This window comes from Alistipes sp. D31t1_170403_E11 (genome assembly GCF_015553985.1).
In the GTDB taxonomy this organism is placed as follows: domain Bacteria; phylum Bacteroidota; class Bacteroidia; order Bacteroidales; family Rikenellaceae; genus Alistipes; species Alistipes montrealensis.
In genome coordinates this window covers 73,449-99,557 of sequence record NZ_JADNHQ010000004.1, presented here as the reverse complement: position 1 = coordinate 99,557, position 26,109 = coordinate 73,449, and the positions used below count along the sequence as shown (strand labels likewise).

25 protein-coding genes are annotated in these 26,109 nt (G+C 48.9%); 2 read left to right on the top strand and 23 right to left on the bottom strand.

Translation table 11 applies throughout. The features are described from left to right. Positions 1 to 3: 3 nt before the first annotated feature. The 8 genes from I2E69_RS09720 to I2E69_RS09685 all read right to left on the bottom strand — a co-directional run bounded on the left by I2E69_RS09720 (position 4) and on the right by I2E69_RS09685 (position 5,625). Entirely contained in the window at positions 4 to 444 is a 441-nt protein-coding gene (locus I2E69_RS09720) for a NuoI/complex I 23 kDa subunit family protein (RefSeq protein WP_195461025.1), read from the bottom strand. A 2-nt stretch (positions 445 to 446) separates the two neighbouring features. Continuing rightward, positions 447 to 1,523: an NADH-quinone oxidoreductase subunit NuoH gene (gene nuoH / locus I2E69_RS09715; protein WP_195461024.1), complete on the bottom strand. Its 1,077-nt coding sequence runs from the start codon at positions 1,521 to 1,523 to the stop codon at positions 447 to 449. Between the two features lie 12 nt (positions 1,524 to 1,535). After that, positions 1,536 to 3,083 carry an NADH-quinone oxidoreductase subunit C gene (locus I2E69_RS09710; protein WP_195461319.1) on the bottom strand — a complete coding sequence of 516 codons (1,548 nt, stop codon included), beginning with the start codon at positions 3,081 to 3,083 and terminating at the stop codon, positions 1,536 to 1,538. Positions 3,084 to 3,145: 62 nt separating this feature from the next. Next, positions 3,146 to 3,805: an NADH-quinone oxidoreductase subunit B gene (locus tag I2E69_RS09705; protein WP_195461023.1), complete on the bottom strand. Its 660-nt coding sequence runs from the start codon at positions 3,803 to 3,805 to the stop codon at positions 3,146 to 3,148. Then, on the bottom strand, positions 3,796 to 4,146 hold the full coding sequence (locus tag I2E69_RS09700; RefSeq protein ID WP_009599057.1) for an NADH-quinone oxidoreductase subunit A: 351 nt from the start codon (positions 4,144 to 4,146) through the stop codon (positions 3,796 to 3,798). The genes I2E69_RS09705 and I2E69_RS09700 overlap by 10 nt, the downstream gene beginning before the upstream one ends. A 107-nt stretch (positions 4,147 to 4,253) precedes the next feature. Beyond that, on the bottom strand, positions 4,254 to 4,616 hold the full coding sequence (locus I2E69_RS09695) for a hypothetical protein (protein ID WP_229095446.1): 363 nt from the start codon (positions 4,614 to 4,616) through the stop codon (positions 4,254 to 4,256). A gap of 182 nt (positions 4,617 to 4,798) precedes the next feature. Continuing rightward, positions 4,799 to 5,410, bottom strand: coding sequence for a superoxide dismutase (locus I2E69_RS09690; RefSeq protein ID WP_195461022.1), 612 nt, complete (start codon positions 5,408 to 5,410; stop codon positions 4,799 to 4,801). A 32-nt stretch (positions 5,411 to 5,442) separates the two neighbouring features. Continuing rightward, a complete protein-coding gene (locus I2E69_RS09685) occupies positions 5,443 to 5,625 on the bottom strand; it encodes a rubredoxin (protein ID WP_195461021.1) in 183 nt (60 codons plus the stop codon). A 127-nt stretch (positions 5,626 to 5,752) separates the two neighbouring features. Here I2E69_RS09685 and I2E69_RS09680 point away from each other — a divergent pair, with 127 nt between their 5' ends. Together I2E69_RS09680 and I2E69_RS09675 are read left to right on the top strand one after the other, a co-directional pair. Next, on the top strand, positions 5,753 to 7,129 hold the full coding sequence (locus tag I2E69_RS09680; RefSeq protein ID WP_195461020.1) for a tryptophanase: 1,377 nt from the start codon (positions 5,753 to 5,755) through the stop codon (positions 7,127 to 7,129). A gap of 9 nt (positions 7,130 to 7,138) precedes the next feature. Continuing rightward, positions 7,139 to 8,563 (top strand): sialate O-acetylesterase, encoded by a 1,425-nt coding sequence (locus tag I2E69_RS09675; protein ID WP_195461019.1) that lies wholly within the window; start codon positions 7,139 to 7,141, stop codon positions 8,561 to 8,563. Positions 8,564 to 8,664: 101 nt separating this feature from the next. Here I2E69_RS09675 and I2E69_RS09670 read toward each other — a convergent pair whose 3' ends face one another. The 15 genes from I2E69_RS09670 to I2E69_RS09600 form a co-directional block, all read right to left on the bottom strand. Continuing rightward, positions 8,665 to 9,732: a nucleotidyltransferase family protein gene (locus I2E69_RS09670; protein WP_195461018.1), complete on the bottom strand. Its 1,068-nt coding sequence runs from the start codon at positions 9,730 to 9,732 to the stop codon at positions 8,665 to 8,667. An 86-nt stretch (positions 9,733 to 9,818) separates the two neighbouring features. Further along, a complete protein-coding gene (locus tag I2E69_RS09665; RefSeq protein ID WP_195461017.1) occupies positions 9,819 to 10,670 on the bottom strand; it encodes a polysaccharide deacetylase family protein in 852 nt (283 codons plus the stop codon). Between the two features lie 157 nt (positions 10,671 to 10,827). Beyond that, a complete protein-coding gene (locus I2E69_RS09660; RefSeq protein WP_229095445.1) occupies positions 10,828 to 11,988 on the bottom strand; it encodes an ATP-grasp domain-containing protein in 1,161 nt (386 codons plus the stop codon). A 12-nt stretch (positions 11,989 to 12,000) separates the two neighbouring features. Next, positions 12,001 to 12,744, bottom strand: coding sequence for a WecB/TagA/CpsF family glycosyltransferase (locus tag I2E69_RS09655; protein WP_195461016.1), 744 nt, complete (start codon positions 12,742 to 12,744; stop codon positions 12,001 to 12,003). Between the two features lie 82 nt (positions 12,745 to 12,826). Next, complete coding sequence (locus I2E69_RS09650) at positions 12,827 to 13,993, bottom strand: glycosyltransferase (RefSeq protein WP_195461015.1); 1,167 nt, start codon at positions 13,991 to 13,993, stop codon at positions 12,827 to 12,829. Between the two features lie 72 nt (positions 13,994 to 14,065). Beyond that, positions 14,066 to 15,235: a glycosyltransferase gene (locus tag I2E69_RS09645; protein WP_195461014.1), complete on the bottom strand. Its 1,170-nt coding sequence runs from the start codon at positions 15,233 to 15,235 to the stop codon at positions 14,066 to 14,068. After that, positions 15,216 to 16,403, bottom strand: coding sequence for a glycosyltransferase family 4 protein (locus I2E69_RS09640; RefSeq protein WP_229095444.1), 1,188 nt, complete (start codon positions 16,401 to 16,403; stop codon positions 15,216 to 15,218). The genes I2E69_RS09645 and I2E69_RS09640 overlap by 20 nt, the downstream gene beginning before the upstream one ends. Positions 16,404 to 16,519: 116 nt before the next feature. After that, the gene (gene wecB / locus I2E69_RS09635; RefSeq protein ID WP_195461012.1) at positions 16,520 to 17,716 is read right to left on the bottom strand and encodes a non-hydrolyzing UDP-N-acetylglucosamine 2-epimerase; all 1,197 of its coding nucleotides are present in this window, start codon (positions 17,714 to 17,716) and stop codon (positions 16,520 to 16,522) included. A 16-nt stretch (positions 17,717 to 17,732) separates the two neighbouring features. Beyond that, complete coding sequence (locus tag I2E69_RS09630) at positions 17,733 to 18,635, bottom strand: hypothetical protein (RefSeq protein ID WP_195461011.1); 903 nt, start codon at positions 18,633 to 18,635, stop codon at positions 17,733 to 17,735. Between the two features lie 87 nt (positions 18,636 to 18,722). Continuing rightward, positions 18,723 to 19,913, bottom strand: a complete 1,191-nt coding sequence (locus tag I2E69_RS09625; RefSeq protein ID WP_195461010.1) for an MBOAT family O-acyltransferase — start codon at positions 19,911 to 19,913, stop codon at positions 18,723 to 18,725. 211 nt (positions 19,914 to 20,124) lie between these two features. Beyond that, positions 20,125 to 21,294 (bottom strand): capsular polysaccharide biosynthesis protein CapF, encoded by a 1,170-nt coding sequence (locus I2E69_RS09620; protein WP_195461009.1) that lies wholly within the window; start codon positions 21,292 to 21,294, stop codon positions 20,125 to 20,127. A 111-nt stretch (positions 21,295 to 21,405) separates the two neighbouring features. Continuing rightward, entirely contained in the window at positions 21,406 to 22,479 is a 1,074-nt protein-coding gene (locus tag I2E69_RS09615; protein WP_195461008.1) for a polysaccharide biosynthesis protein, read from the bottom strand. 19 nt (positions 22,480 to 22,498) lie between these two features. Then, positions 22,499 to 23,686, bottom strand: coding sequence for a glycosyltransferase family 4 protein (locus I2E69_RS15400; RefSeq protein WP_195461007.1), 1,188 nt, complete (start codon positions 23,684 to 23,686; stop codon positions 22,499 to 22,501). Then, the gene (locus tag I2E69_RS09605; RefSeq protein ID WP_195461006.1) at positions 23,676 to 24,872 is read right to left on the bottom strand and encodes a glycosyltransferase; all 1,197 of its coding nucleotides are present in this window, start codon (positions 24,870 to 24,872) and stop codon (positions 23,676 to 23,678) included. Before I2E69_RS09605 ends, I2E69_RS15400 begins: the two co-directional genes overlap by 11 nt. After that, on the bottom strand, positions 24,850 to 26,073 hold the full coding sequence (locus I2E69_RS09600) for a hypothetical protein (protein WP_195461005.1): 1,224 nt from the start codon (positions 26,071 to 26,073) through the stop codon (positions 24,850 to 24,852). The genes I2E69_RS09605 and I2E69_RS09600 overlap by 23 nt, the downstream gene beginning before the upstream one ends. Between the last annotated feature and the right edge of the window lie 36 nt (positions 26,074 to 26,109).

The window sequence follows — 26,109 nt, the reverse complement described above, 5'->3', positions numbered from 1 at the left end:
GACCTACTGTTTATTGAGTTGTTTAACCAGTTTTTCACGCGTGTAGACGGCGTGTTCGAAATCGGTCGAGAAGCGGATCGCACCCGTCGGGCAGGCGTTGACGCACAGGTGGCAGAACATGCACGCCCCCAGGTCGTATTCGTAGAGCGCCAGCCGTTTTTTGCTCTTGCCCGTCTCGGGGTCGGTGACCGTCTCGGTCGTGATGCGGATGGTTTCGTTGGGACAGGCCGACTGGCAGAGCCCGCAGGCGATGCACTTGTTGTTGCCCCCGGCATCGTGGGGCATCGTCAACTCGCCGCAGAAACGGTCGAACATCTTCAGCGTGGCCCGGTTCTCGGGGTATTGCTCGGTGATCTTGGGGGTGAAAAACTCGCGTCCCGTCACTTTAAGTCCCGTCATAAGGCTTCCCAGTCCGTGGAAAAGACCTTTGATATAATTCATCATAATCAGAAATGCAGTTTAAAGACGACGACGATAACCATCAGCAGCAGGTTGGCGAGGCCGATGGGAACCAGGTATTTCCATTCGAGCGTCAGGATCTGGTCGATCCTCAGGCGGGGGAAGGTCCACTTGATCCACATGAGCAGCCACACCACGAAGAAGGCCTTGCCGAAGAACCACACGAAACCCGGAATGTAGTCCATCACGGTGTTGAAGCCCTCCCAGCCCGCAATGTGCAGCGGCATCCAGCCTCCGAGGAAGATGGTGGCGGCGACGCCCGCGACGATGAACAGGTTGACGAACTCGGCGACGTAGAACAGGCCGAAGTGCATGCCCGAATACTCGGTATGGTAGCCGGCCGTGAGTTCCGACTCGGCCTCCGGGAGGTCGAACGGTCCGCGGTTGACCTCGGCGTTGCCCGCGATCAGGTAGATGACAAAGGCGATGAGCGCCGGGATATGTCCCTTGAAGAGGAACCACCCGTCGGCCTGCCGGGCCACGATTTCGGAGAACTGCATGGTGTCGGTCAGCACAATGATCGTGAGGATCGAAATACCGATGGAAAGTTCATACGAAATCATCTGTGCGCCGCTTCGCATGGCGCCGATGAGCGAATACTTGTTGTTGGAGCTCCACCCGGCAAGCAGGATGCCGACCACGCCGATCGACGAGGCGGCCATCATGAAGAAGACGCCCACGTTGAAGTCCAGCACCTCCAGCCCTTTGTTCACCGGCAGGCAGGCGAAGGCCAGCACCGATGCCAGGATAACGATGTAAGGGGCGAGGTTATAGAGGAACTTGTCCGAACGGCGGATGGTGATGATCTCCTTGGTGAGCATCTTGAACACGTCGCAGATAACCTGCACCGTACCCCACGGACCCACGCGCATGGGGCCCAGGCGGCACTGGAAGGCCGCACAGACCTTGCGCTCCATGAAGATCATCAGGATGGCGATCACCGTGTACATCAGCAGCAGGCAGCCGCCGACGATCACGCATTCGATGAAAACAGCCAGTCCGAGGGGCATGAAAGAGGTCAGCAACCCGTGGACCCAGCTCGTAATTATTGAGAAATCGAACATATTAACTCTTTTTTATCTGTCAATATCCGGAACCACGTAATCGAGCGTACCGCCGATGGCGATCAGGTCGGCGATCTTCGTTCCACGGGCGATGGTTTCCAGGCAGGCGACCAGAGGCAGTCCCGTCGAGCGGAATTTCACCCGGTAGGGGAACTTGTCGCCCCGGCTCTCGATGAAGACGCCGAACTCACCGCGGCTCCCCTCAACGGCGGCGTAGTAACTGCCCTCGGGAATGCGGATCACCGGTTTCATCTTCTGCCGGAAGTCGCCTTCGGGAATATTGTCGATCAACTGCTCGATGATGCGCATGCTCTGTTCGATCTCCTTCATGCGGACCATGTAGCGGGCGAAACAGTCGCCTTCGGTGAAAAGCACCTCCTCGAAATCCACTTTGCCGTAAACGGCGTAGGGGTGGCGTTTGCGCACGTCGCAGGCCCAGCCCGCAGCGCGGCCCGTACCGCCCGTGGCGCCGAACGAAACGGCGTCTTCGCGCGTCAGCACGCCCGTACCTTTCAGGCGCTCCTGCGCAATGACGTTGCCGGTGAAAATCTCGTGGTACTCGCGCAGCATCGGGCGCATGTAGGCAATAAACTCCTTGACCTTACGCACAAAGTCGGGATGGATGTCGGCCTCGACGCCGCCGATGGTGTTGTAGGTCTGGATCAGGCGGCCTCCGGTCGTCTGCTCCAGGATGTCGAGCACCTTCTCGCGGTCGCGAAAACCGTAGAAAAAGGCTGTCAGCGCGCCCATGTCCATGCAGAGGCAGGCGAAGAACAGCAGGTGCGAGTCGATGCGCTGCAATTCGTCCATGATCGTACGGATGTACTGGACACGCTCCGAAACCTCGACGCCCAGCCCCTTCTCGATACACATGCAGAGCGCATGGCGGTTCTGCGAAGCCCCGAGGTAGTCGAGACGGTCGGTCAGGGCCAGCGTCTGGGGATAGGTCAGCGCCTCGCACATCTTCTCGATGCCGCGGTGGATGTAGCCGCAGTGCACGTCGAGTTTTCGGATGATCTCGCCTTCGAGCGACACACGGAAACGCAGCACACCGTGCGTCGCCGGGTGCTGGGGGCCTACGTTGATGACGTACTCCTCCTCCTCGAAAAGCACGTTGCGGCCGCGGATGAAGCTGCCGTCGGGTTGCAGTTCGATGGTCGGGGCGGAATCCTTCGACACTTCGTTACTCATACGAAGCGGATTCGACGCCGGATCGTAATCCTTGCGCAGGGGGTATCCCACCCAGTCGTCGCGCAGATAGAGGCGGCGCATGTCGGGATGGTTCAGGAAGCGGACGCCGAAAAAGTCGAACACTTCGCGCTCGTTCAGTTCGGCGGTTTTCCACAGGTCGCATACCGAAGGCAAGACGGGGCGTTCCCGCTCGGGGGTCAGCGTTCGCAGCACGACATTCTCTCCCGTCGAGGTCGCTTCCATGTGGTAAACCACGCCGAAGCCCTCTTCGCCCCAGTCCATGCCGGTCAGGCTGCGCAGGAAATCGAAACCTTCGGCCTTCAGGCGCTCGGCCAGGCCGCGAAAAGCCTCCGCAGGCACGGTGAACATCCCTTCGCCGGCCTTGGACCATACGGCGGCAGGCTCCCAGGTCTTTATTTTATCTGTCAGGGTCATAATTCTCTTTTTTCTTCTTCGTCCACATTCAAATCGTCCTGTCCCGCCGTCAGGTCGCGCCGGAGGAGTTCTTCATACTCCCGCTGGTCGATCTGGCGGTTCACGCCGCCGAAGAAACGCTGCAGCTTCACCTTGCGCTGAAGCTGCATCAGGCCGTAGAGCATCGCCTCGGGGCGCGGCGGACATCCCGGGATATAGACATCGACGGGCAGAATCTTGTCCACGCCGTTGACCACGTGGTACGACTTCTTGAACGGCCCGCCGCTGATGGCGCAGCCGCCCACGGCGATCACGTACTTGGGGTCGGCCATCTGGTCGTAGAGACGTTTGAGCACCGGAGCCATCTTGTGGGTGATGGTTCCGGCCACCATGATGAAGTCGGCCTGCCGCGGGGAGGCGCGGGCCACTTCGAACCCGAACCGGGCAAAGTCGTAGCGCGCGGCGCCTACGGACATGAACTCGATGCCGCAACAGCTCGTGGCAAACGTCAGGGGCCAGAGGCTGTTGCTGCGGCCCCAGTTGATCACCTCGTCGAGACACCCCACGATCACGTTGGTTCCGTTTTCGCGCAGTTCGTGCGTCATCTGTTCGAGATATTCGTTGTCGTTGAAGTCTTCATACTTCATCGACTTGATTTTCGGTCTCTTTATTTCCATTCCAAAGCTCCTTTCCGCCATGCATAGGCAAGGCCCAGAATCAGTACTACCAAAAAGAAAAGGATGCTGACCAGTCCGTAGACACCCAGTTCCTGCACGACGACGGCCCATGAAAAGAGGAACACCGTCTCAACATCGAACATCAGGAAGAGAATGGCGAAGAGGTAGTAACCCACCTTGAACTGCATCCACGAACGTCCCCGCGTCGGGATGCCGCACTCGTAAGCCTCGCCTTTCTGGGGATTGTACGAACGCGGCGACACGGCGCGGGCGATACCCAGCGCGACTGCGACCAGCGCAATGGCCGTAAGGATGACGACCACCAATAGCGTGAAATACATAATATATAGTTGTTTTACGATTTTAACTCCGACACGTCGAAACACGTACCTACTCCGCGGACGACAGAGGTCCGGGAAACAGGCGACAGGCAACAGACGAAAAAGGACTAAATCCGGATGCGTCCCAGGGAAAAGACGTAGTAATCCACGGCGTCGGCATGCAGGGCCCTGAAACAGGTCCGCATCACCGTATGCACGTCGTAGGCGGCCGATGCGGCGGCACGGGCGCCGGCCAACTGCCGCACGACGGCTTTATGATCCGAAGGAGCTATGGATGTTTCGATGGAAGTTGCACTGGGGCAGATCGCTACGGAAAAGTAATTGTGGACCGCGGTGTGCGAATCGGAGAGCATCGACACCTTCAGGGCCGGGTGTACTTTTCCCGCATCGCTGCGGAACGACGTACCCTCCAGACTCCCCGCCAGTACGAAGAGCGACAGGATCAAAATAAGCTGAATTCTCCCCTGCATTTGGTCCGATTGAAATTTTCTGCGTTGCGAAGATACATTTTTTATTATGGAAAAACGCGTTGGCGAACCAAAAAGATAACAAAATGGCGAATATTGATTACATAAGCGCGAATGCAGCCTGCCCCCGAAATACAAAAATGCCGTTCCTTTCCGGGAACGGCATCGAACATCGGCGGAACCGCCTATTTTTTAGCGTAGCGGTCGCCCACGACCTTCCAGTCGACGATACCCCAGAGGGCATCGACGGCATCGGCGCGGCGATTCCGGTAATCGATGTAGTATGCATGCTCCCACACGTCGAAAGTCAACAGCGGTTTCATGCCGTGGCGCATCGGGTTGCCGGCGTTCTGCTCGCTGACGATAACCAGCCGTCCCGACGGGTCCTCGGCGAGCCACACCCAGCCCGAACCGAAAAGGCCCGCGGCAGCGCGGTTCATCTGGACCTTCAGTTCGTCGAACGACCCGAAATCCCGGTTGATGGCCTCCAGCAGTTCGCCCGAAGGCTTCGCCTGGGGGTTGGGCGAGAATTCCTCGAAGAGAAACTCGTGGTTCCAGGCCTGCGCGGCGTTGTTGTAGATCGCCCCGTCGGCCGAAAGGATGATGTCTTCGAGCGGTTGCCCGGCAAAGGGCGTGTCGACGATCAGTTCGTTGAGTTTGTTGACATAGCCCACATAGTGCTTGTCGTGGTGGTAGCGCATCGTCTCCTCGGAGATCGCGGGTGCGAGCGCATTGTACGCATAAGGCAGGTCCTGCGGCGTGAAACGCGCCCCGGGAGCGGCATCGGTCGTTGCCATAATCAGGGGTATTAAAAAGTGGATAAACGGAATCATATATCATCGGTTTTTTGGTCTTCCATCGCTTCGAACGCCCACTTGCCCTTGCCGCAGACGGGGCACACCCAATCGTCGGGAAGGGCGTCGAAGGGTGTGTTCCGCCCTACGTTGTGTTCGGGGTCGCCCAGCACGGGATCGTAGATGTATTCGCAGTAAGTGCAGCGGTATTTTCGCATCGTATCCGGGGAATTAAATTCAGCACAACTCCGAACAAATAGGATGCCCGTTTTACAAATATAGAAAAAAATTCGTAAATTTGGTTAAGAATACAGACAACCCATAATCTAAAACCTGCCATACGCGATGACACTTCCATATGCCGAGCCCTACAAAATCAAGATGACCGAGGCCATCCGCACCTCCTCGCGCGCCGAGCGGGAGGAGTGGATTCGAGAAGCCCGTTACAACCTCTTCAAACTGCGTGCAGACCAGGTGACGATCGACCTTTTGACCGATTCGGGCACGGGGTCGATGTCCGACCGCCAATGGGCCGCGATGATGACCGGCGACGAGAGTTACGCCGGTGCGTCGTCCTACTTCCGGCTCAAAACAACGGTCGCCGACCTGTTCGGCATGCCGTGGCTGCTGCCCACGCACCAGGGACGCGCCGCCGAGAACGTGATCTTCTCGGTGCTGCTCAAAGAAGGCGACATCGTCCCCGGCAACTCGCATTTCGACACCACGAAGGGCCACATCGAGTTCCGCCGCTGCCACGCCGTGGACTGCACGATCGACGCCGCAGCCGACACGCAGCTGGAACTGCCGTTCAAGGGCGAGATGGACCTCCGCAAGCTCGAAACGGTGCTCCGCGACAATCCCCGCGAAAAGGTCCCGTGCGTAGTGCTCACCGTCACCAACAACACGGCCGGAGGCCAGCCCGTGTCGATGCGCAACATCCGCGAGACGGCCGAACTGTGCCGCCGTTACGGCGTGCCCCTTTTGATGGACTCGGCGCGCTTCGCCGAGAACGCCTATTTCATCAAGACCCGTGAGGAGGGCTATGCTTCGAAGACAATCAAACAGATCGTCCGCGAAATGTATACCTACGCCGACATCATGACCATCTCGGCCAAGAAGGACGGCGTAGTGAACATGGGCGGCTTCGTGGCAATGCGCTGCGAAGAACTCTATAAACAAGCCATGTCGTTCAGCATCCTCTTCGAAGGTTATGTCACCTACGGCGGCATGTCGGGGCGCGACATGGATGCGCTGGCCGTGGGATTGGACGAGAACACGGAGTTCGGGCAACTCGACGCCCGCATCCGACAGGTGAAACTGTTGGGCGACCTCCTGGACGAATACGGCGTTCCTTACCAGCGCCCGGCAGGCGGCCATGCGATCTTCGTCGATGCGAAAAAGGTGCTTCCGAACCTCCCGAAAGAGCAGTTCATCGCCCAGACGCTGGCCGTCGAACTCTACCTCGAAGCGGGCATCCGCGGCGTGGAGATCGGCTCGATACTCGCCGACCGCGCCCCCGAGACGCACGAGAACCGCTACCCCGCGCTCGAACTGCTGCGTCTGGCTATTCCGCGCCGTGTCTACACCGACAACCACATCCGCGTGATCGCCGCCGCATGCCGCAACATCTACGCCCGCCGTTCGGAGATCACCACCGGCTACCGCATTTCATTCGAGGCGCCAATCCTGCGTCACTTCACCGTAGAACTCGAAAAAATCTGAGATACATCCATGAAAAAAATCCTTCTCTCACTGGCCGCCCTGGGTGCGGCCCTCGGCGTGCAGGCGAAAATCGTCCTGCCCGGTATTTTCGGCGACAACATGGTGCTCCAACAGCAAACGGAAGCACAGTTCTGGGGCAAAGCCGCGCCCGGAAAGAAAGTCACGATCCACCCCTCGTGGAGTACAAAAGCCATTACGGCCAATGCGGACAAAGACGGCCGTTGGAAGGCCGCCGTACCGACCCCCGAAGCCGGAGGTCCCTACACGATCGAACTGAGCGACGGCGAACGGCTGACGCTCCGCAACGTCTTGATCGGCGAAGTGTGGCTCTGCTCCGGGCAGTCGAACATGGAGATGCCGATGCGCGGATTCAACAACCAGCCCGTAGAAGGCTCAGCCGACGTGATTATCCGGGCGAAGGCCTCGACGCCGATCCGCCTCTGCACCGTAAACCGCAGCACGGCGCGTAGCCCGCAGGAGGAGTGCACGGCGCAATGGCAGGAAAACACCCCCGAGGCGGTGGCCGGAACGAGCGCCACGGCCTATTACTTCGCGCAATACCTGCAAAACGTGCTGGACGTTCCCGTGGGTGTCATCGTCACCTGCTGGGGCGGCACGCCCGTAGAAGCATGGATGGACCGCGAAACGATGTCCGGATTCAAAGAATTCGACCTCTCGTTCCTCGACGATTCCGCAAAAATCAAAGGCCCGGAAAACAAGCCCTGCGGACTTTACAACGGCATGATCGCGCCGCTCGTACCCTTCACCGTCAAGGGATTCCTCTGGTATCAGGGCGAATCGAACCGGCTGAGGCCCACCCAGTACCGGGCGCTGATGAGTTCCTTCGTCGGGATGCTGCGCAGCCGCTGGGCACAGGGAGAATTGCCGTTCTACTATGTGCAGATCGCACCCTATCGCTATGAGAACCCCGACGAAGTCGGTTCGGCGCTGCTGCGCGAGGCGCAACTGCGCAATCTGGAGGACATTCCATCGAGCGGCATGGCCGTCACGCTCGACATCGGCAACGCGAACTGCATCCACCCGGCAAAGAAACAGCAGGTCGGAACGCGCCTCGCATGGCTGGCCCTGTCGAAGACCTACGGCATGAAAGGCATCAACGCCGATACGCCGGTCTACGAAAAGATGGAAATAGCCGACGGCAAAGCCTACCTGACGTTCCGCGCCGGCCGCGAAGGCCTCGCCCCTTACGGCGACAAACTCGCAGGCTTCGAAGTCGCCGGCGCCGACCGTGTATTCCATCCCGCCACGGCCTGGATCGAAAAAGGCAGAGGCCGCCTGATCGTCACGAGCGACGCCGTTGCCGAACCCGTCGCTGTCCGCTACGCCTTCAAAAACGCTCCGGAAGCCTCCCTTTTCAACGGCTCCGGCATCCCGGCCTCGTCGTTCCGTACGGACGACTGGGAAGTGAAATAACTACACCCATCAACGATATATCCCCGGCCAATTTTTTCAGCCGGGGATATATTTAGATTTCGGGATGACTTTAGGAGGGCGGGGAGATGTTCGGCTTCGGGTTACATCGGATTGAACACGGTGAAAAAACTGGTGCGCAATAGTTCCCAAAGCCAATTCTTATTATATACCTCTTTATATTTCCAACGATAGTTGAAAAAGTTTTTCACAATGATTATCCGACTTCCCCAAAGCCCTTTCCCGCTGGAATATACCCGCTCCTGCCCATACATGACATTTTCAAAAACCTTCTTCGCCACCGAACTATCCGTTTGAATCGCCGGGTTGGTAAGCTCCAAGCCCAACTTCTCGACACATATAGCCGTTAATGCATCGGCGAATTTCTTGAGATTGCATTTTCGACAAAGACGATAGAATTGGGGCCAGTCCACGGAATTTTGTTCATGCTTCAGGAAAAAAGCCCAGTCACAGACATGCCGAATAGTAATACCCTCGATTAAAAAATGTTGCGAAGCATGCTGAATTAAAAACAAAGCATTGAAATCGGCCGGAGGTAACAGCAATTCGCTATCCGGGACTATTCGGCATTTCTCCGGAGCAGAGAACTGGCTTTGAAGGTATGTTTCCATTTCCTGCAATACTTTACTGCCTCTGATACCAATGCAGTACCTGTGATTTTCGACCGTGAGCCCCTTATACTCAATATGAGAGTGCTTGTACCCACAATCGGAGACTTTTGCTCCATATTTCGCAGCCAGGGCATTCCCTCGTTCGTAATCGCCGCATAAAAAACAATCGAAATCGCCGCATTCCCGGTGTCGGGGAACCGGATAGTACATCCCGATTCCGATGCCCTTCAATACAACAGTCTTTATTCCGTGCTGCGCATATATGCGGGCAAGTTCATCGGCCCGCAAAAACTGCATATCATAGCGCTTCTCTATGCGATCCACGTTGAAAGCCCACGCCATCCGAACATCCCGGTCCGGTTGAAGGTTGCCGGGTAATCGTTTTACCGCATCATATACAACAGCCAGCACCCCCTGCTGGATCGAAATGCGATATATATTTTCCCATTCCCCTCCGGATAAAGGGGATGGCAAAATACTGCCGGTTGCATTGATAGATGCAGCTAATAATGAACAAAATCGCTGATAAATAAGGTGCACGACTAAAATGGAGCTATTTGAGTTGAACCAGAACGACTGTCTGTCTCGATAACTTTAAGGCTTGGAAAACCAGTCAAGACAATAATTTATTTCAAATGAATTTTAGGAACCGATTCCCATGAGATTTCCTTCGCAGCTGTTGATAAATCGACAAACTGGAAATCAGAAAGCCAACGGCGCATTTTTGTTTCTGCCGTATGTAATCCCACGTATGATTTGAATTTCCGAATCAATGGCAAATCTCGAATAATAGGCTGTCCGGCATCCAAATCTCGTGGATGGATATAACTAATCAAATAATCATTCGACTCTTGTGTCCATTGTTTTAATATGCGATACGGCAACAGTCTGAAATATCCGCCCCCAGAGAAAATAACGGGTTTGCCAAATATTGATTTCGTATTGATCGGAAATTCTTTAATCTCTTTACCTCCATAAACGAGAATGCTGGGTTTCGATTTCCCGTACGAAGGAAATCCCCCATGAGCATGGTGCGCAGGAAATACAGAACAATCGTATTCGATCCCACACTCCTGAATCGTCTCAAAAGCCCAAGGCTCACTTTCTCTTATTGAAAAGCCCGGTGCTCGAAAATATTTAACAGGTTTACCTGTAATATCTTCCAAGAGATTAACCGATGCATAGACATCTTTTTTAAACTCTGCTTGTTTCTGCTGCCAAACAAGTTGGTGATTCATCGTATGACTCCCAATCTCATATTTTTCAGCAATACGCTTCACTATATCGGGATAGGTTTTAGCAATCCAGCCTATGACGAAAAAAGTAGCTGACGTATGCGTATCTTCAAGAATTCGAAATATACGCTCCATATTATCGTATATCCGGACTTCGTAATTTCTCCATTCTTTTTCTGTTTTAGTTGAATCGTTATCCAACAAATGAAACCATTCCTCTACATCAAACGTAAGAATATACATAAAGCAGAATTGGATTACAAAAAATTACGGAACCTATTTAAACGATAGAAAAATCCGACTTAAACGAAAATACGGGCACATAGACGGTCGCGCCACAAAATAGTTACAACGACAAAGTGGCATACAGTCAAGATACGATTGGCCCTATCCATAACACTCATTTCTTTTTAGCCTTTCTGAATTCCGGATTCAAGAATTTATTCAGCCCATTCAAGAATCCTCCCAAAAATGGCAGCGGATCACGCCAAGACCCATCCACGTAAAAAGTATTTTTCCCAATAAATCGGAACCAAGACGGTTTGCTTGAAAATCGATCTTCAGATGTCCAAAACCATATTATTTCAGTGGCCAGATTCCGCATATAAAATCCCTCTTTATAATCATATTTATGAAATGGTTTCTTTAAAGCATGGCACAACATGATTTCTGCCAAATTAATCCCGCTGAGAAAAGTTGCCTTAATCGTACCTGGCACCCGCGGATTCATTTCCATCAATAAAATTTCCCCAGTACGCGGGTCTTCTATACAATCAAAATCAGCAATTCCAACCCAACCCAGCACATCCAAAATTTTAGAATACCGGTCGACTAGATCAGGCCGAGAAATGACCTTATTGCAAGTACTTGTTCCTCCATCGACTGGATAATATCTACATTTTTCATAACAACTAGACGCAACGATCTCCCCATTTTCCCCGCGATAAATCTGCACTTTCAGTTGGATACCTGTCTGTGGAATAAACTCCTGTATCGTCGATTCTCCAAAACGAGATACGATTTCGTCGTAATGCTTAACAAAATCCTCTCTATTGCGAACAAATTTGATTCCTTTCGCCCCTGCGCCCAAATTCGGTTTTATCAAACAAGGATACCCGACATATGCAATCGCCGTCTCATAACCGACCGTAGACGGATTAGCCGTATGCGGGTGCGGAATCCGTAAATCCCGACAAATTTCCATCAGAGACTCTTTGTTATGCCCTCGAATGAAAACATCCCACGAAGGAATTTCCACTTTACATCCGGTTGCTTCGATTTCCGTCTTATATTTGCTTGCAAACTCCGCGGTATCGTTAAATAACGGAATTATCAAATCTTGCGGATTTTGCCCCAAATAATTCATCAAAAAATCATGATATCTTCGGACGTCACCACGCATTACGGGACAAAGCACCCTTTTTTTTCTATATCTGGAAAAATAGCCGTAAGACAATCTTGTTTCACAGAAAATCGTAACTTCAACTTTCAACTTATCAAAAGCGTCTAAAAATGGGAGCACCTGTATTGTATGCCCATCCAGCAAAAGAACTCTCATCATCTTGATATTTAGCTATATCCTCTGCTTCTTTTCGAATAGCCCTTTCAGAAATATCCGACCGAACTTGGGATAGTTTTTTAATGCCCGGCGACCGTAGAGTGCCGGATTTTGCACAATGCGGCAAAACCATTCAAGCCCGAGCCGCTGCATAAAGAGTGGCGCCCGATACATTTTACCGCCTTTTATATCAAATACACCCCCGACTCCATAACAAACCCCGACATTCAACAAATATTTATACTTTAATATAAACTCTTCCTTTTTAGGAGAAGACATTCCCAAAAAAAGATAGGTCGGAGCTATTTCTTTTATTTCTCGCACAATTCGGGCTTCGTCCTCATAAAAACCATTATGATATCCGCAAATATCGATTCCCGGATACTGGCGGCCAATATTTTCGACCATTTTCGTTATTACCGTTTCTTCTGCCCCCAAAAAATAAACACGCTGACGTTTCTTGTTCGCAGTTTGTAATAATAGTTCGAAAATGTCCGGACAAGCGGCCCTTTCAGGTACTTTATATCCATAAAACCTCAATGCAAGAACAACCCCTAATCCATCGATATTGACGATATCTGAATCATTGATGGCGGTTTTAATTGTCGGATATTGTTCCAATCGACCGGACAACGCGACATTTACACCTGTTAAGTGAATTCCCTTTCGCCCTTCCTCCAGCCACTGCTGTACCTGGGCAACAATTTCCGTTTTTCGTAACGGATTGAATTTTATTCCCCAAACATATATCGTCTTCATAAATTATTATCTTTTATTCAGCCGTACCACTTGAAATAGCCCACGAAAAAGAGCACTCCATCTATGTCCATTCCGGTTTTCTCTAATCTTCGTGCAATAATTTCCGATACAAATCAATATATGTTTGAAAGCACAAATGCTTGTCGAAATGGTCATATGCACGTTTTAGACATGCATTTTTATAGTAATCTTTCCCATCTGAAATTATTTTCTCCACAGCATTCACTAATTGTCTGATATCTCCAGGTTCAACGATTAAACCCGTGGAAGGAGTGACAAGTTCGGGAGTTGCAGTACAATTATATACAATAGCGGGAATACCGCAGGCAAAACCCTCGGCAATCGTCATCCCGAAAGTTTCTTCTCTCGACAAACTCATTACAATATCAGCTGTCGCATAAAAATCAGCAAGAAGATGTTGATTCTGCAATCGCGTTATCCCAATCATGCCATGAGGAAGTTTCTTAATTTGCTTTTGCGACAACCCAATAAGTACTATAACATAATTATCGGGCAAATGCGACCTTAGCTCGACAAAATCATCGTATCCTTTTCTGGGACTCCATGGGGAAGCAACTCCGAGAATCACTTTTTTATCCTCTATACAATACTTTCTGCGTATGTCTTCGGCATCATGTGGATAAAAAACGCCTGTATCAACCCCATTATAGATAACTTGGATAGCTGTATCCGAAAAGAAAGACTCACGGACGGCTGATGCCAGCCATTGAGATACAGGCACCAACGTAAGTTTGGACCCTAATGAAGTGAATAATTCTTTTTTCAAGAGAAAATTATTTCGGGAATTATCCCAGAATAATGCTCGGGGATAGGAGCCAATTTGAGGACAATAATCGCATCGATTCTTGTATTTGTCACATTCCGCAAATGCGAAGTAGGAACAATGACCGGTAAAACTCCAGCAGTCATGTAAGGTCCAAACAACCGGAATGTCCGTCCGAGCCAGATATTCGAACAACACGCGGTAATTTAGATAATAGCCGTGAATGTTATGGAGATGGATCAAATCCGGAGAAAGTTCTTGAATCCTCTTCACAAACCGCTTTGTTTCCCATTCAGAGCCTAGCCCATGGCAATCAAACAAGGAGATGCCTCCATGAACTCGCACGCTGAAATAATTACCTATGCGTATGGCATGAGACTTACTGGGCGTAATCATCCGTTTACGTCCGTAAGAGATGTAGCTCTTCCATCCATGGTCGAGGATTCTTTCCCCGATTTGCTCCATTATTTTCCCGGTAGAGCCCCAATTGGCATATGAGTTTATTTGTAGAATTGTCCGCATACACAAAATTTTCAATCAATACACTTTCTGCTGAAAGCAAACCGCCAACGAACGTCGCATGTTTTGTACTGACAAGTCTGCATATTTTTTATTGAATACGATCACTTCCTGCCGGGGAATCTGCAATGCATCTCCCATTTTTCGAGCAAACAACTCTGCGTTTCGCGATTTAACGACGTAACCGTTTTTTCCATCGACAATCATTTCCGAACTGCTGAAATCCGTTACGACACAAGGTACTCCACAAGCACAGGCTTCGACTAAAGTAGTTGCCCACCCTTCCTTAAAAGACCCCATAACAAATAAATCCGAAGCATTCAAATAATCGGAAATCGTGAAAGGTAACTGACGCCCTATCAGTCGCACCGTGTCGCTCAGTTTTTTCTTACATATGTATTCTTCGATTTTCGATTGCTCCTCTCCGTCTCCTATATAGTAGAATACAGCATTCGTATGGGTTCGACGAAAGACCTCAAAGGCATCCAGCATCAGTTGCCATCCCTTAAATTGGGCCAATCGACCTACGGTTGTTACAACAATCAAAGAATCGGGGATTTCCAGTTTTCGTTTAGATTCCGCGCGCTCTCTGACATAATATGTGTGGCTATCGTAACGAGTAGGATATTGTATTAGGTTTTCCCGGCTTATCATCCCGTTACTTCTTTCAACAAACCAATCAATCTCTCGCTCATCGGCTGTAGCCAAAATCGCAGGAACATTTCGAAGCACCCGAAAAAAAATCCGATCATACCAACCCTGAAAAAATCGTATCATCCGATATCGGGACAACTTCAGCGGATTCTCCACTCCCGGCATCCGCAAAATGCACCGAGATAAAACGCGCTTCGGCAACGCAAATAGAACCTCCGGCGTTTGAATAAAAATAAAATCGTATTCATGTTGCAAAATCAGCCGACGATATTTTCGAACAGAAAAAAAACTTCTCAATCTGGCCGGAATAAGGGGCTGTTTCGAACTTTTCGCCCGATTTCCCACGGAAAAATAATCAAACCTAACATCGTCAATTTTTCGTTGGGTCCAAGTTCCTACCGGTGTATCATCCGTGCTGCTTCCGACCAGGACCAAATCATTTCCGAATGCCTTCAACATATTGCGGGCAAAAGACAAATGTCCACCTGTCGGATAGTCAATATAATTACAGATTTCAATAAGCAATATCTTCATTTTTTCCTGTTAAATACAATGCCAAATTCTTCCCTTGCAAAATACAATCAAACTGTTTTTCCGCGACTTCTTTCCCTGTTTTCGCAATTTTCAGACGCTTATCTTCGTCAGAAAAAGCCTCCACTATTTTATCTCGAAGCGCTTCCTGACAACATGGCTCTACGATATAGCCCGAAACATTGTTCTGTAAATAATACTTCGGTTCGCCGACCGTTGTGGTGAGCACCGGAATACCGGCAAGCAACGCTTCCCCCAGTTTCGTAGAGAATCCGTTACGGTTTTGTATATTGTCGTATTTATTAGAGATGAAAAGTGTCGCATGCCGAAAATAAACCATCACCTCTTCTGGCAAAAGAGTCCCGGCATAAATAACCTTGTCTCTCAATCCTTCGGCATCCATCAAACGATAGATTTCATGCAAGTCGCCAGACTCTGGTCCTGCAAATATGTAATATACTGGATCTTTCAATCGACGGGAAGCTTCTATAAATGCTTTTATGCTCCCAATTACCCCATCTTTATATTCTGAGATTACACCGGCATAGAAAATATAGCGCAGGGATTTATAAGGAAATGAAACTTCATGGATCGTCTCTCTCTCTCTGTTCCGGGAAAGATCGATCAGAATCGGAATTTTCACCACCTTCGCCAACCGGGATTTATGCGACTCTGCCAGTTTATACAGATCCTCGGAAATCGCAATAAATCCGTCATATCGGGGAAACAATACAGAAAATGTGATTTTTCTGCGAATCCGGTTAGCAAACGTATTTTGGAAATAGGGATACTCGCATAATTCGAGGTATATGCGAAAACGCTTCACATACGCAATCATCCGATACACCAACAAAGAAAAAATATCGGAAGAATAGAGAATCAATGTATCTCCTTGACCTATTTTCGACAAACAATATCCGTAGGATCGAACGGTCGTCCATCCTTTATAAATCAATTTACGAAAAACAGACGGATTATTGCATTCTGAACGAATAAACGAGCGGTAAGTCACTCCTTCATATGATCCTTCTTTTTCCGGGGACGAACAGGAAGTAGTTACAACACAACAAGGCACTCCATTAGCCTGCAAACCCTTTGCATAACAAAGAATCCGTTGTGCTGAAGAAAATCCCAAAGGAAACTTGTACGAAGTTAGAATATAAACGTGCATAGACTCTTTAACGATAGTTGCTATAAGGTTACACCGAAGCTTTATTACTAAACAGCAACGAAAGAACCCCTCTTCCGACTGACAGAAAAGATATCACGAACAAGTTCTCGATTCTTTTAGTCCAAGCATTCCTCTTTTCTCCAGACCATTTTATTTACGACAGCGGTGTAGGACTGAATGATCTTCACGACTTTCGTCGAGACGTTTTCATCGGTGTAGTTCGGGACGGGGATTCCGTAATCGCCCGTTTTGTCCATCCCGATAGCCGTTTCCACCGCCTGCAGGAGCGATCTGGTGTCGATGCCCGCCAGGATGAAATCACCTTTGTCCAACGCTTCGGGACGTTCCGTACTGGTCCGGATGCAGACCGCCGGGAAGGGATGTCCTACCGAGAGGAAGAACGACGACTCCTCGGGCAGCGTTCCCGAATCCGAGATCACGGCCGCTGCGTTCATCTGCAAACAGTTGTAGTCGTGGAAGCCCAGCGGCTCGTGGCGAATCACCCGTCTGTCCAGTTCGAAACCCGACTGCTCCAGTCGCTTTTTGCTTCGCGGGTGGCACGAGTAGAGGATCGGCATATCGTATTTCGCGGCCAGCGCATTGATCGCGTTAAACAGACTCAGAAAGTTCTTCTCCGTGTCGATATTCTCTTCCCGGTGTGCCGACAGCAGCAGGTACTTTCCTTTCTCCAGTCCGAGACGTTTGTGAATATCGCTGGCTTCGATCTCTTTCAGATTCGCATGCAGCACCTCCGCCATCGGGGAGCCCGTCACGTAGGTCCGCTCCTTCGGAAGGCCGTTTTCGGCAAGATAGCGTCGCGCATGTTCCGAGTAGCACATGTTCACATCCGAGATGATGTCCACGATCCGTCGGTTGGTCTCCTCCGGCAGGCATTCGTCCTTGCAGCGGTTCCCGGCCTCCATGTGGAAGATCGGGATATGGAGCCGTTTGGCAGCAATGGCACTCAGGCATGAGTTCGTATCGCCCAAAATCAGCAGGGCGTCGGGATTGACCTGCGCCATCAGTTTGTAGGAGCAGTTGACGATATTACCCACCGTGGCGCCCAGGTCATCGCCCACGGCATTCATATATACTTCCGGGTCTTTCAGTTTCAGATCCCTGAAAAAGACCCCATTCAGGTTATAGTCGTAGTTCTGGCCCGTATGCGCCAGCACGCAGTCGAAGTATTTGCGGCATTTTGTAATCACAGCCGCCAGGCGGATGATCTCCGGACGTGTGCCTACAATGATCAACAGTTTGAGCTTACCATTGTCGGCAAATTTCACGTCCGAATAGTCGAATTTGATATTCATATATTTATTGTGTTTTTCATTCGTTCATATATTGCTTGATTTCTTGCGCAATTATTGAAGAATACCATCGTGCGCCTTTGTCATTCATATGCGCAATATCTTTAAACATTGAGGCATTTTGTAGTAATTTCTGGTAATAGAGGAAACAAGCCCCACGGTCAGCACACATGCGTCCAACTTCCAGATATTCCTGTCTATCTGCATAGGGAGCCAGATACTGAGGTGAAACGACAATAATAATCTTAATATCATGAGCTTTGCACATATCAATCATATCATAGAGACATCTTAACTTCCCGGGATCAAGTTTGTTCGTGCCATTCACTTTACTCTCTTTTTCCCCTGTCCATTCTCCATATATTGGAATATAACCGCTCCTGTCATCTATGTGACGGGAATCTATAATAACACTAAAAAGTTTGGAATTATACCGGTATGAGTCGAACAGCCTGATAGCAGCCATGTACTTTCGGCCTTTCAACCCAATAAGACTGTCTACCTTAGGATTAACTCCAAACATCGGGGCTAACTGATCCAATTGCCCTACGGAATATTTATCAGTCGTATGCAAAAAGTCGATATCAAAGAGTTCATAGATAACCATTTTTGGTTTTCTATGTTCCAAAAGCAAGTTTAATAGAGCAAAATGGTAATATATATTTTGTCCGTCAACTCCGAGGTTGACGCAACTCAGATTTGTCGTATCACTGATTATAGCTGGAATATAGTGATGACTGGCCCGGGAAGACCCCAGAATAACAATATCGTCCTGTCTGGAAGAATATGCAGCATATGTAAGTTTGGTATTTCTTTTTGAGTAAAGGATATCCTCAACTTTACCCACGATTCTATCGCAAACAAAAAGCGATAGAATCAATACTAAAATATATAAGACAAATCGAGTAAAATCCTTATCCATAACTAAAACTGGAAATAAATGAATTGTCCTCCGTCAAATACCCCTGCAGCCACAATCCACAGAATTAACACAATAGGGCCTATATAATTAATAATAAGACGTTTGTACCCCCCCCCCCCCGAAAACACCAAAACCGGCTCGCTGGAATAATCCATATTCGGATATAATTTCAACGACGACGAGTCCCATCAGAGACAGAAGACCGAATCCTAATGTGGCTTTGTCGATAAACGGCATCCCGACTTCGGCAACGATTTTTCCAATAGCATGAAATGCCAAATCAATATCGGGAAGTCTAAAGAAGACCCAGGCAACAGTAACTAAAACAAAAGTTATCAGAATACTGAATATCTGTTTCAAATATTGATTAATACCCAATGACGGCAAAAATATTTTGCGTATTTTATCCGATATTTGATAAATGCCATGCAGCCCGCCCCAAAAAACAAATGTCCAAGCGGCTCCATGCCATAATCCGCTGATAAGGAATGTTACAAACAAATTAAAATAGTTTCGCAACCGGCTCACGCGATTGCCGCCGAGCGGAATGTAAACGTAGTCCCTGAACCAAGTGGATAATGAGATGTGCCAACGGCGCCAAAAATCACCCACTGAACCAGCAAAATAAGGTCGATGAAAGTTTTCATCCAAACCTATACCGAATAATCGGCCACACCCGATTGCCATATAAGAATATCCGGCAAAATCACAATATATCAGGATAGAATAGAAAATTGCGGCTAGCGCCACCGAAGTTCCGTTATGCATAGCCAGATTTCCATATATGGTATCTACATATATGGCCAGACGGTCTGCAACGCATACTTTCATAAATAACCCCCACAGAATCAATCGAAACCCTCCGACGACATAATCGTAATTAAATTTTCTCCTGGTTTCAAATTGAGGAATGAGTCGGGATGCCCGACCGATAGGTCCAGATAGCAACTGCGGAAAGAAACTCATAAAAGCAAAATAGGCTATTATGTCATCTGTCGGTTCGAGTTTGCGCTTGTATATATCAATAGTGTATGTTAATGACTGGAATATGTAAAAACTGATGCCGACAGGCAGGATCAATCCGAGTCTTGTTACTGCAATATTTTGTCCGAATAGAGTAAATAAAGCGGCGAATGAACTTGTAAAAAAATCGTAATATTTGAAAACTCCGAGTATCCCTATACAAAATAGAATAGCGAGTAAATTAAGTCCGAATACAGGATTCTTACATTGGGAGTCTTCTTCACATTGCGGTTTAGTTCTTCTGCAATAATCCATGCCATATCCGCATAACCATGTGACAACGGTTACTCCGAACAGGAGAAAACATATACGCCAATTCCACCATCCATAAAATACATAACCTGCTACAATGAGAAATATATTCGATATTTTGATACTGAATCGATTAAATACAAGCCAATAAAACAAAAATATTATTGGACAAAAGATTGCGAATTCTATGGATGTGAAAATCATATACTCCTTATTATTCCACGGGTTCGAAATAGGTGTCGGGCTTCTTCGGATCGAAGCACTCGTTACACCAGATAAAAGTCACCAGGTCCTCCGTCTGGGAGAGGTTGACGATATTGTGCGTATAACCCGGAATCATCTCCACGACCTGTATCTTTTCACCGCTTACCTCGTAGTTGACAACGGGATACAGTTGCCCGTTTTCATCCGTGCCCACTTTCCGAAGTTGGATCAGTCCGTGGCCATGCACCACCACGAACTTCTCGTTTTTCGTGTGATGCCAGTGCTGGCCCTTGGTGATGCCCGGTTTGGAAACATTCACCGAAAACTGTCCCCGGTCGGCCGTGCGGAGGATTTCCGTGAAGCTCCCACGCGGATCGGTATTCATCTTCAGGTCATAGGCGAACCGGTCCGCAGGGAGGTAGGACAGGTACGTCGCGTAGAGTTTCTTCGCAAAGCCGTCCCCGGTCGTGTCGGGAACCTCCAGCGTTTCGGACATTCGCCGGAATGAATGCAGCAGATCGACGATGCCGCCCAGCGTAATCCGGTGCGATGTGGGAACGTAACAGAAATTACCCTCCCGATGTTCGTCGCCCGTAAGTGCTCCGATCAGTTCATCCACCACGTCGTCGATATAGACCAGGTGCAGCTCCACCGACGCATCGTTCACCGTAATCGGCAGGTCGTTGGCGATGTTGTGGCAGAACGTCGCTACGACCGAGTTGTAGTTCGGCCGGCACCACTTGCCGAAGAGGTTCGGAAAACGATAGACCAGCACTTTCGCTCCGGTCTCCTTCGCATAGTCGAACAGCAGTTGCTCACCGGCGCGCTTCGACTCCCCGTAGGGGTTGTCCTGTGCGGCCTGGATCGACGACGAGATCATCACAGGGCACGTATTGCCATGTTTTTTCAATGTATTGAGCAGCGTCGAAGCAAAGCCGAAGTTACCTTTCATAAACTCCGCAGGGTCCTGCGGACGGTTTACGCCCGCGAGATTGAAGACGAAGTCTGCGTCCCGGCAGTACGCATCGAGTTCTTCCGGCGTACTCTCCAGATCGTATTCATAAAGTGTAATGTCTTCGCCGACGGCATAGTTCTTGGCCTTGCCGTCACGGATATTACGCAGTTGGGAAAGAAGGTTCTTTCCTACGAAGCCCGAGGCTCCCGTAACCAATATGTTCATCGTTGTATGGGGCGGCTGTCGTCAGAAAGAGGAGCCGCAAAAAATGAGGTGTAAGGATTGCAATCCGTTTTACGCCCGGACGCAAGGCTTGGATTCCCAGAAGGGGGGGGGCTATTCCGAGCGGATATCCCGCGGTTTGGCGCGGGCGATCAACCCCAGGTCCTCGCGAACGAAACGAAGCCGCAGCAACTGCTCCTTCATGCCCTCGACATCCAGCCGCCGCGTATTGTGCGAATGGTAATCCTCGATCTTCGAGACATCCTCGCTGCCTTCCGTAAAGAACTTGTCGTAATTCAGGTCACGTGTGTCGCACGGAATGCGGTAGTAGTCGCCCATGTCGATCGCCTTGGACATCTCCTCCCGCGTGACGAGCGTCTCGTAGAGCTTCTCACCGTGCCGCGTGCCGATGACCTTGACTTCCGTTTCCCCGTATTTCGGGTCCACCTTCGCATAGGTCTCTTTCAAGGCCTTAGCCAAAGTTTCGAGCGTGGCGGCAGGGGCTTTCTGGACGAAAAGATCCCCGTTGTGCCCGTGCTGGAAAGCGTAGATTACCAGATCAACGGCGTCGTCCAGCGTCATCATGAAACGCGTCATCGCAGGATCCGTGATCGTGATCGGTTTACCCTCCATCATTTGTTCCACCCACAACGGAATGACCGAACCGCGGCTTGCCATCACGTTCCCATAGCGCGTGCAGCAAATCGTTGTCGGGGCCCCTTCGCCCAGCTCGCGCCCTTTGGCGATGGCGACCTTTTCCATCAGGGCCTTCGAGATACCCATAGCATTGATCGGATAAGCCGCTTTGTCGGTCGAAAGAACTACAACGTTCTTGACCCCGTGTTCGATCGCTGATTCCAAAACGTTGCCCGTACCGATTACATTCGTGCGCGTTGCTTCCATCGGGAAGAACTCGCACGACGGAACCTGTTTCAATGCCGCAGCGGCAAAAACATAGTCTACGCCACGCATCGCAATATCCACCGACGATTTATCGCGGACATTACCGATGTAAAACTTCACTTTCGGATTCTGAAGAGAATGACGCATGTCGTCCTGCTTCTTCTCATCTCGGCTGAAAATCCGGATCTCCTTGATATCGGAGTCCAAAAACCTCCGAAGAACGGCGTTCCCGAAACTCCCCGTACCACCTGTAATCAACAGGACTTTGTCTTGAAAAATACTCATGCTCGATTAATTAATTTATTTATGTTTCAAATGATTCAAAAAAACTAACAAGTCCTGCTGTCGCCTTGTCTGCTGTAAAATGGGCCAAAACGAATTCTCGGCCATTTCGAGCGACTGTTTCGGCCTCCGGATAATGCTCAAGAATGTATGCCATTTTTTCAGCAAAATCGATTGGGTCGCATGGTTGTGCCAACCAAATCTCTTTCCCATGGCGAACATACTGGGAAATTTCACCCACATCGACGAAAAGCGCCGGGGTACCGGACAATAAATACTCTCCTAATTTTGTTGGGAAACCTCCTTGTGCTCGCTTCGTCAAGGGTTGAGAAGATACTAACAAAGTTGCCGACTGCAATATTGCGGGCACTTCGTCACTGGAAATTCGCCCCATGAATTCGACACGATCCTGAAGATCCAATTCTTCGACTAAACCTGTAAGTGATTTGTTTTTAGGAGTTCGCAAACCATATATTCGGAGAACTAAATCCGGAAATCGCCCTTGTACCAATGCGAATGCCCGAATTATATTATCGACGTTGTCTTTAGCCAGTTCCAAATTCCCCATATAACAGAGATAACTCGACGATTTTCTCTTGGCTGAGTTCTCTGGAAAGCGCTGTTCGTTTACAATATTGGATAGTAAATAAGTAGGCAACGGATAGATTTCGTCATAATATTTTTTCAAATTCTCCGTCATCAACACTCGAGCTGTTAAAAATCGGGACATGAAACGATAAAACTGATATTTCCACCGAGGGATCGATTCTTTCAATTGTTCTCGAATCGGAATCGGATACTCATCCCCGATAAATACGAGACGCAATCGCATCAAATACAGAGGAACGACAAATTCCATTATATTAAGAACAGAATCGAAACTCAGGAAAACATAATCGACCGGTTGCTCCCGGTTCATTTTTGCAATCAGCCGAATTGACCGATACACGGAGATTATGTTGTCACAAACTCTTCGTTTGAACTTATTTTTACTCCCGATTCGATGATAAGCATACGTGTAACGGACTCCATCCACTGTTCCGGAATCCGGATAAACTTCGGCATCCGGCGCAACATGGCTGAAATTCACCACTTCGACACTAACCCCATGAGCCTGCAATCCAGAGGCGTATGCAATGATGCGAGTCGTAGCAGCCATTCCAATCGGAAAAGGATAACCGGCTAATACGACGATTCGTTTAGTTCTCACGTTGAAGCTCTTTTAGAAAATTCAACAAATTTTTGCTAATGATACGATAGTCGAACGTCGCGTATATATACGCTCGGCCCGTCTTTCCTACAACCTGCGCAGAAATATAATCGTCTAATATCCGACACAATGCAACAGCATAGGCTTCCGGATCTTCGGCGGGAACGATGTATAGATGAACTCCATCCTGCACATACCGGGATATTTCGCCGACATCCGTCAAAAGGACCGGTTTTCCAACAGCCAGATATTCACCCAGTTTTGTCGGAAAACCACCCTCCGCCCGTTTAGTGTCTGGCTGAGACGAAACCAGCACGTGAGCACTATAGAGAATATGAGGAACCTCCGAACAATTGACACGGCCTTTCAAAAAAACTCGTCCTGAGAGTTTATGTCGCACAATAACCGCTTCAAGTTTTGTCTGATCGGCAGTATCAGGGCTCCCGTACAAATGTAAATCAACGTCCGGATAACGATCGCATATTCGGGCAAAGGCCTCGATGATATTATCGACATTGTCTTTCGCCAATTCCATGTTCCCCATGTAACACAAGTATTTTCGCTCGACAGACAGTTTTCGGCAATTCATAAATCGGGACGTATCCGTAATCGTCGGCATTATATGAGAACGGATTTTTCCTTTTGGATTGAAATACCGTTCCAGATTTTCCGTCATGAAAATGGCTCCCTTCACAAATGACAGAATAAAATCATACGCCCATTTTTTCCATACAGGAATCCGATCTTTCAAGTATATACGAATAGGTTCCGGATATTCGTCGGTAATAAAGACCGGGGCGATACGGGCCCATCGACAAAACGGAATTGCCAGATATAATAGCCATAACTCATCGTTCGCTATAAACAGAAAATCGATTTTCGATCTTTTCGACTCCTTATATATCGAATAGCAGGCCTTTATTGGGTTATAAAAGCGAACTCCCAGGACTCGAACAATTTTGTTCCTGCTGAATTTTCGTCCGTTCGGATAATGGTATCTAATTCCCTCTTCCGTCGATCCGTAATCGGGGTATTTCGGATCGGCATTGTATGCCGTAGTCGGATTATATACGAAGACATCCGTCTCAACACCGGCCGCAGCAAGCCCTTTCAGATAAGCCCGTATTCGAGTCGTCGCAGCCAGTCCCTCCGGGAAAGGATATTTACAAAGAACCGCTATTCGCATAGGTCTTGTTTTTAAACATGAACGGATACAAAACCAGCAGGAACACTAATGGGTTAGCATGAGCCGGATTGGAAAACAGCAATATGCAGGTCGCAACAGTCGCTATTATTCCATCGAACCATTTGTTATTGCTATTCAAATTTCGATAAAAGCGATTGAGCGCATACAAGAAGAAACAAAGTCCGATCACGCCCCAATGATACAGAATATTCGCCAAACCATTCGGTGCGATCAGCGGAAGACCTGTCGGATCTGTTATGGCATGAGTACCATAACCTAACGGATACTTCCCGATTTCCGCTAAAACATATAGAAAGTACATGTATCGATTATATTCCACCACATCGGTCTCTTCATGATACCCATACATACCCTCATCGGTATCCACGAGGTATGAATCGATTTTTTCTCCGATGAAATCCAGACTAAAAAAAGCAGGAAGTCCAATCAGAAAAATCGACAGCAATATGTATTTACAAGTCAAAGATTTCAAATGCAAGATATATATAATACCGACTCCAAGCAGCGCCAAATAACCGGCCGTAGAGAATGTAGAAACGATCGCCAATAAATATACAAGGACATGTTTATCTTTCAGACGTATTCCCGATGTCATCCAACGAAAGAATAACATAGTCAACGATATCCATGCAAAAGCTCCCGGTTCCCACATATATCCCGAGTTACGTATTAGAGTAACAAAACGATCGGGCGGAATATACCGATAAATGAAGGCATACCAAGCAGTCGGATCTCTTTTCAAATACGGTTCTGCCAAAAAAGAGCTGAAAATACCAGCCATTCGCTCAAATAAAGCAGGCAACAACAACTGTAATACGAACAGTCCCAATGATAAAACGGTCAAGAAATAAATGATCCGTTCCAATTTAAAGAATGTATCCCGCCCGCATATCTTCAGACATAAATAACTGAGGATAATCGGATACAGATAGGGAAAAATTCGGGTGATTCGGAACGACTCTCCAGCATAAAGAGAATGAATTAAATCAACAATAAGAAAAAAACAAATAACACCTATAATTATTCCATTGTCTTTTATTTTCCGTTTGAAAAAGGCGATATAAGAGAACAACGATAACACCCCTATTGTAAAAAAAATATTATAACAGAGGGCTGAAGCTGCTGAGATGAAAAGAATCAACAATAACAATACAATCGTTTCTATATAATTGCTTTTCATAAAAGTCTAATATACATATACAGTTATATGGTAATA

What these genes read in the sequence shown, in the direction of transcription:
- I2E69_RS09700 (WP_009599057.1), bottom strand. Translation starts at nt 4,146, where the DNA reads ATGTATTTCACGCTATTGGTGGTCGTCATCCTTACGGCCATTGCGCTG.
- I2E69_RS09710 (WP_195461319.1), bottom strand. Translation starts at nt 3,083, where the DNA reads ATGTTCACCGTGCCTGCGGAGGCTTTTCGCGGCCTGGCCGAGCGCCTG.
- I2E69_RS09665 (WP_195461017.1), bottom strand. Translation starts at nt 10,670, where the DNA reads ATGTATATTCTTACGTTTGATGTAGAGGAATGGTTTCATTTGTTGGAT.
- I2E69_RS09620 (WP_195461009.1), bottom strand. Translation starts at nt 21,294, where the DNA reads ATGAACATATTGGTTACGGGAGCCTCGGGCTTCGTAGGAAAGAACCTT.
- I2E69_RS09600 (WP_195461005.1), bottom strand. Translation starts at nt 26,073, where the DNA reads ATGAAAAGCAATTATATAGAAACGATTGTATTGTTATTGTTGATTCTT.
- I2E69_RS09695 (WP_229095446.1), bottom strand. Translation starts at nt 4,616, where the DNA reads ATGCAGGGGAGAATTCAGCTTATTTTGATCCTGTCGCTCTTCGTACTG.
- I2E69_RS09705 (WP_195461023.1), bottom strand. Translation starts at nt 3,805, where the DNA reads ATGGAAATAAAGAGACCGAAAATCAAGTCGATGAAGTATGAAGACTTC.
- I2E69_RS09680 (WP_195461020.1), top strand. Translation starts at nt 5,753, where the DNA reads ATGACACTTCCATATGCCGAGCCCTACAAAATCAAGATGACCGAGGCC.
- I2E69_RS09690 (WP_195461022.1), bottom strand. Translation starts at nt 5,410, where the DNA reads ATGGCAACGACCGATGCCGCTCCCGGGGCGCGTTTCACGCCGCAGGAC.
- wecB (WP_195461012.1), bottom strand. Translation starts at nt 17,716, where the DNA reads ATGAATATCAAATTCGACTATTCGGACGTGAAATTTGCCGACAATGGT.
- I2E69_RS09650 (WP_195461015.1), bottom strand. Translation starts at nt 13,993, where the DNA reads ATGGAGCAAATCGGGGAAAGAATCCTCGACCATGGATGGAAGAGCTAC.
- I2E69_RS09605 (WP_195461006.1), bottom strand. Translation starts at nt 24,872, where the DNA reads ATGCGAATAGCGGTTCTTTGTAAATATCCTTTCCCGGAGGGACTGGCT.
- I2E69_RS09685 (WP_195461021.1), bottom strand. Translation starts at nt 5,625, where the DNA reads ATGCGAAAATACCGCTGCACTTACTGCGAATACATCTACGATCCCGTG.
- I2E69_RS09640 (WP_229095444.1), bottom strand. Translation starts at nt 16,403, where the DNA reads ATGCACGTTTATATTCTAACTTCGTACAAGTTTCCTTTGGGATTTTCT.
- I2E69_RS09625 (WP_195461010.1), bottom strand. Translation starts at nt 19,913, where the DNA reads ATGGATTATTGCAGAAGAACTAAACCGCAATGTGAAGAAGACTCCCAA.
- I2E69_RS09655 (WP_195461016.1), bottom strand. Translation starts at nt 12,744, where the DNA reads ATGAAGACGATATATGTTTGGGGAATAAAATTCAATCCGTTACGAAAA.
- I2E69_RS09720 (WP_195461025.1), bottom strand. Translation starts at nt 444, where the DNA reads ATGATGAATTATATCAAAGGTCTTTTCCACGGACTGGGAAGCCTTATG.
- I2E69_RS09660 (WP_229095445.1), bottom strand. Translation starts at nt 11,988, where the DNA reads ATGATGAGAGTTCTTTTGCTGGATGGGCATACAATACAGGTGCTCCCA.
- I2E69_RS09675 (WP_195461019.1), top strand. Translation starts at nt 7,139, where the DNA reads ATGAAAAAAATCCTTCTCTCACTGGCCGCCCTGGGTGCGGCCCTCGGC.
- I2E69_RS09615 (WP_195461008.1), bottom strand. Translation starts at nt 22,479, where the DNA reads ATGAGTATTTTTCAAGACAAAGTCCTGTTGATTACAGGTGGTACGGGG.
- I2E69_RS09630 (WP_195461011.1), bottom strand. Translation starts at nt 18,635, where the DNA reads ATGGATAAGGATTTTACTCGATTTGTCTTATATATTTTAGTATTGATT.
- nuoH (WP_195461024.1), bottom strand. Translation starts at nt 1,523, where the DNA reads ATGTTCGATTTCTCAATAATTACGAGCTGGGTCCACGGGTTGCTGACC.
- I2E69_RS09645 (WP_195461014.1), bottom strand. Translation starts at nt 15,235, where the DNA reads ATGAAGATATTGCTTATTGAAATCTGTAATTATATTGACTATCCGACA.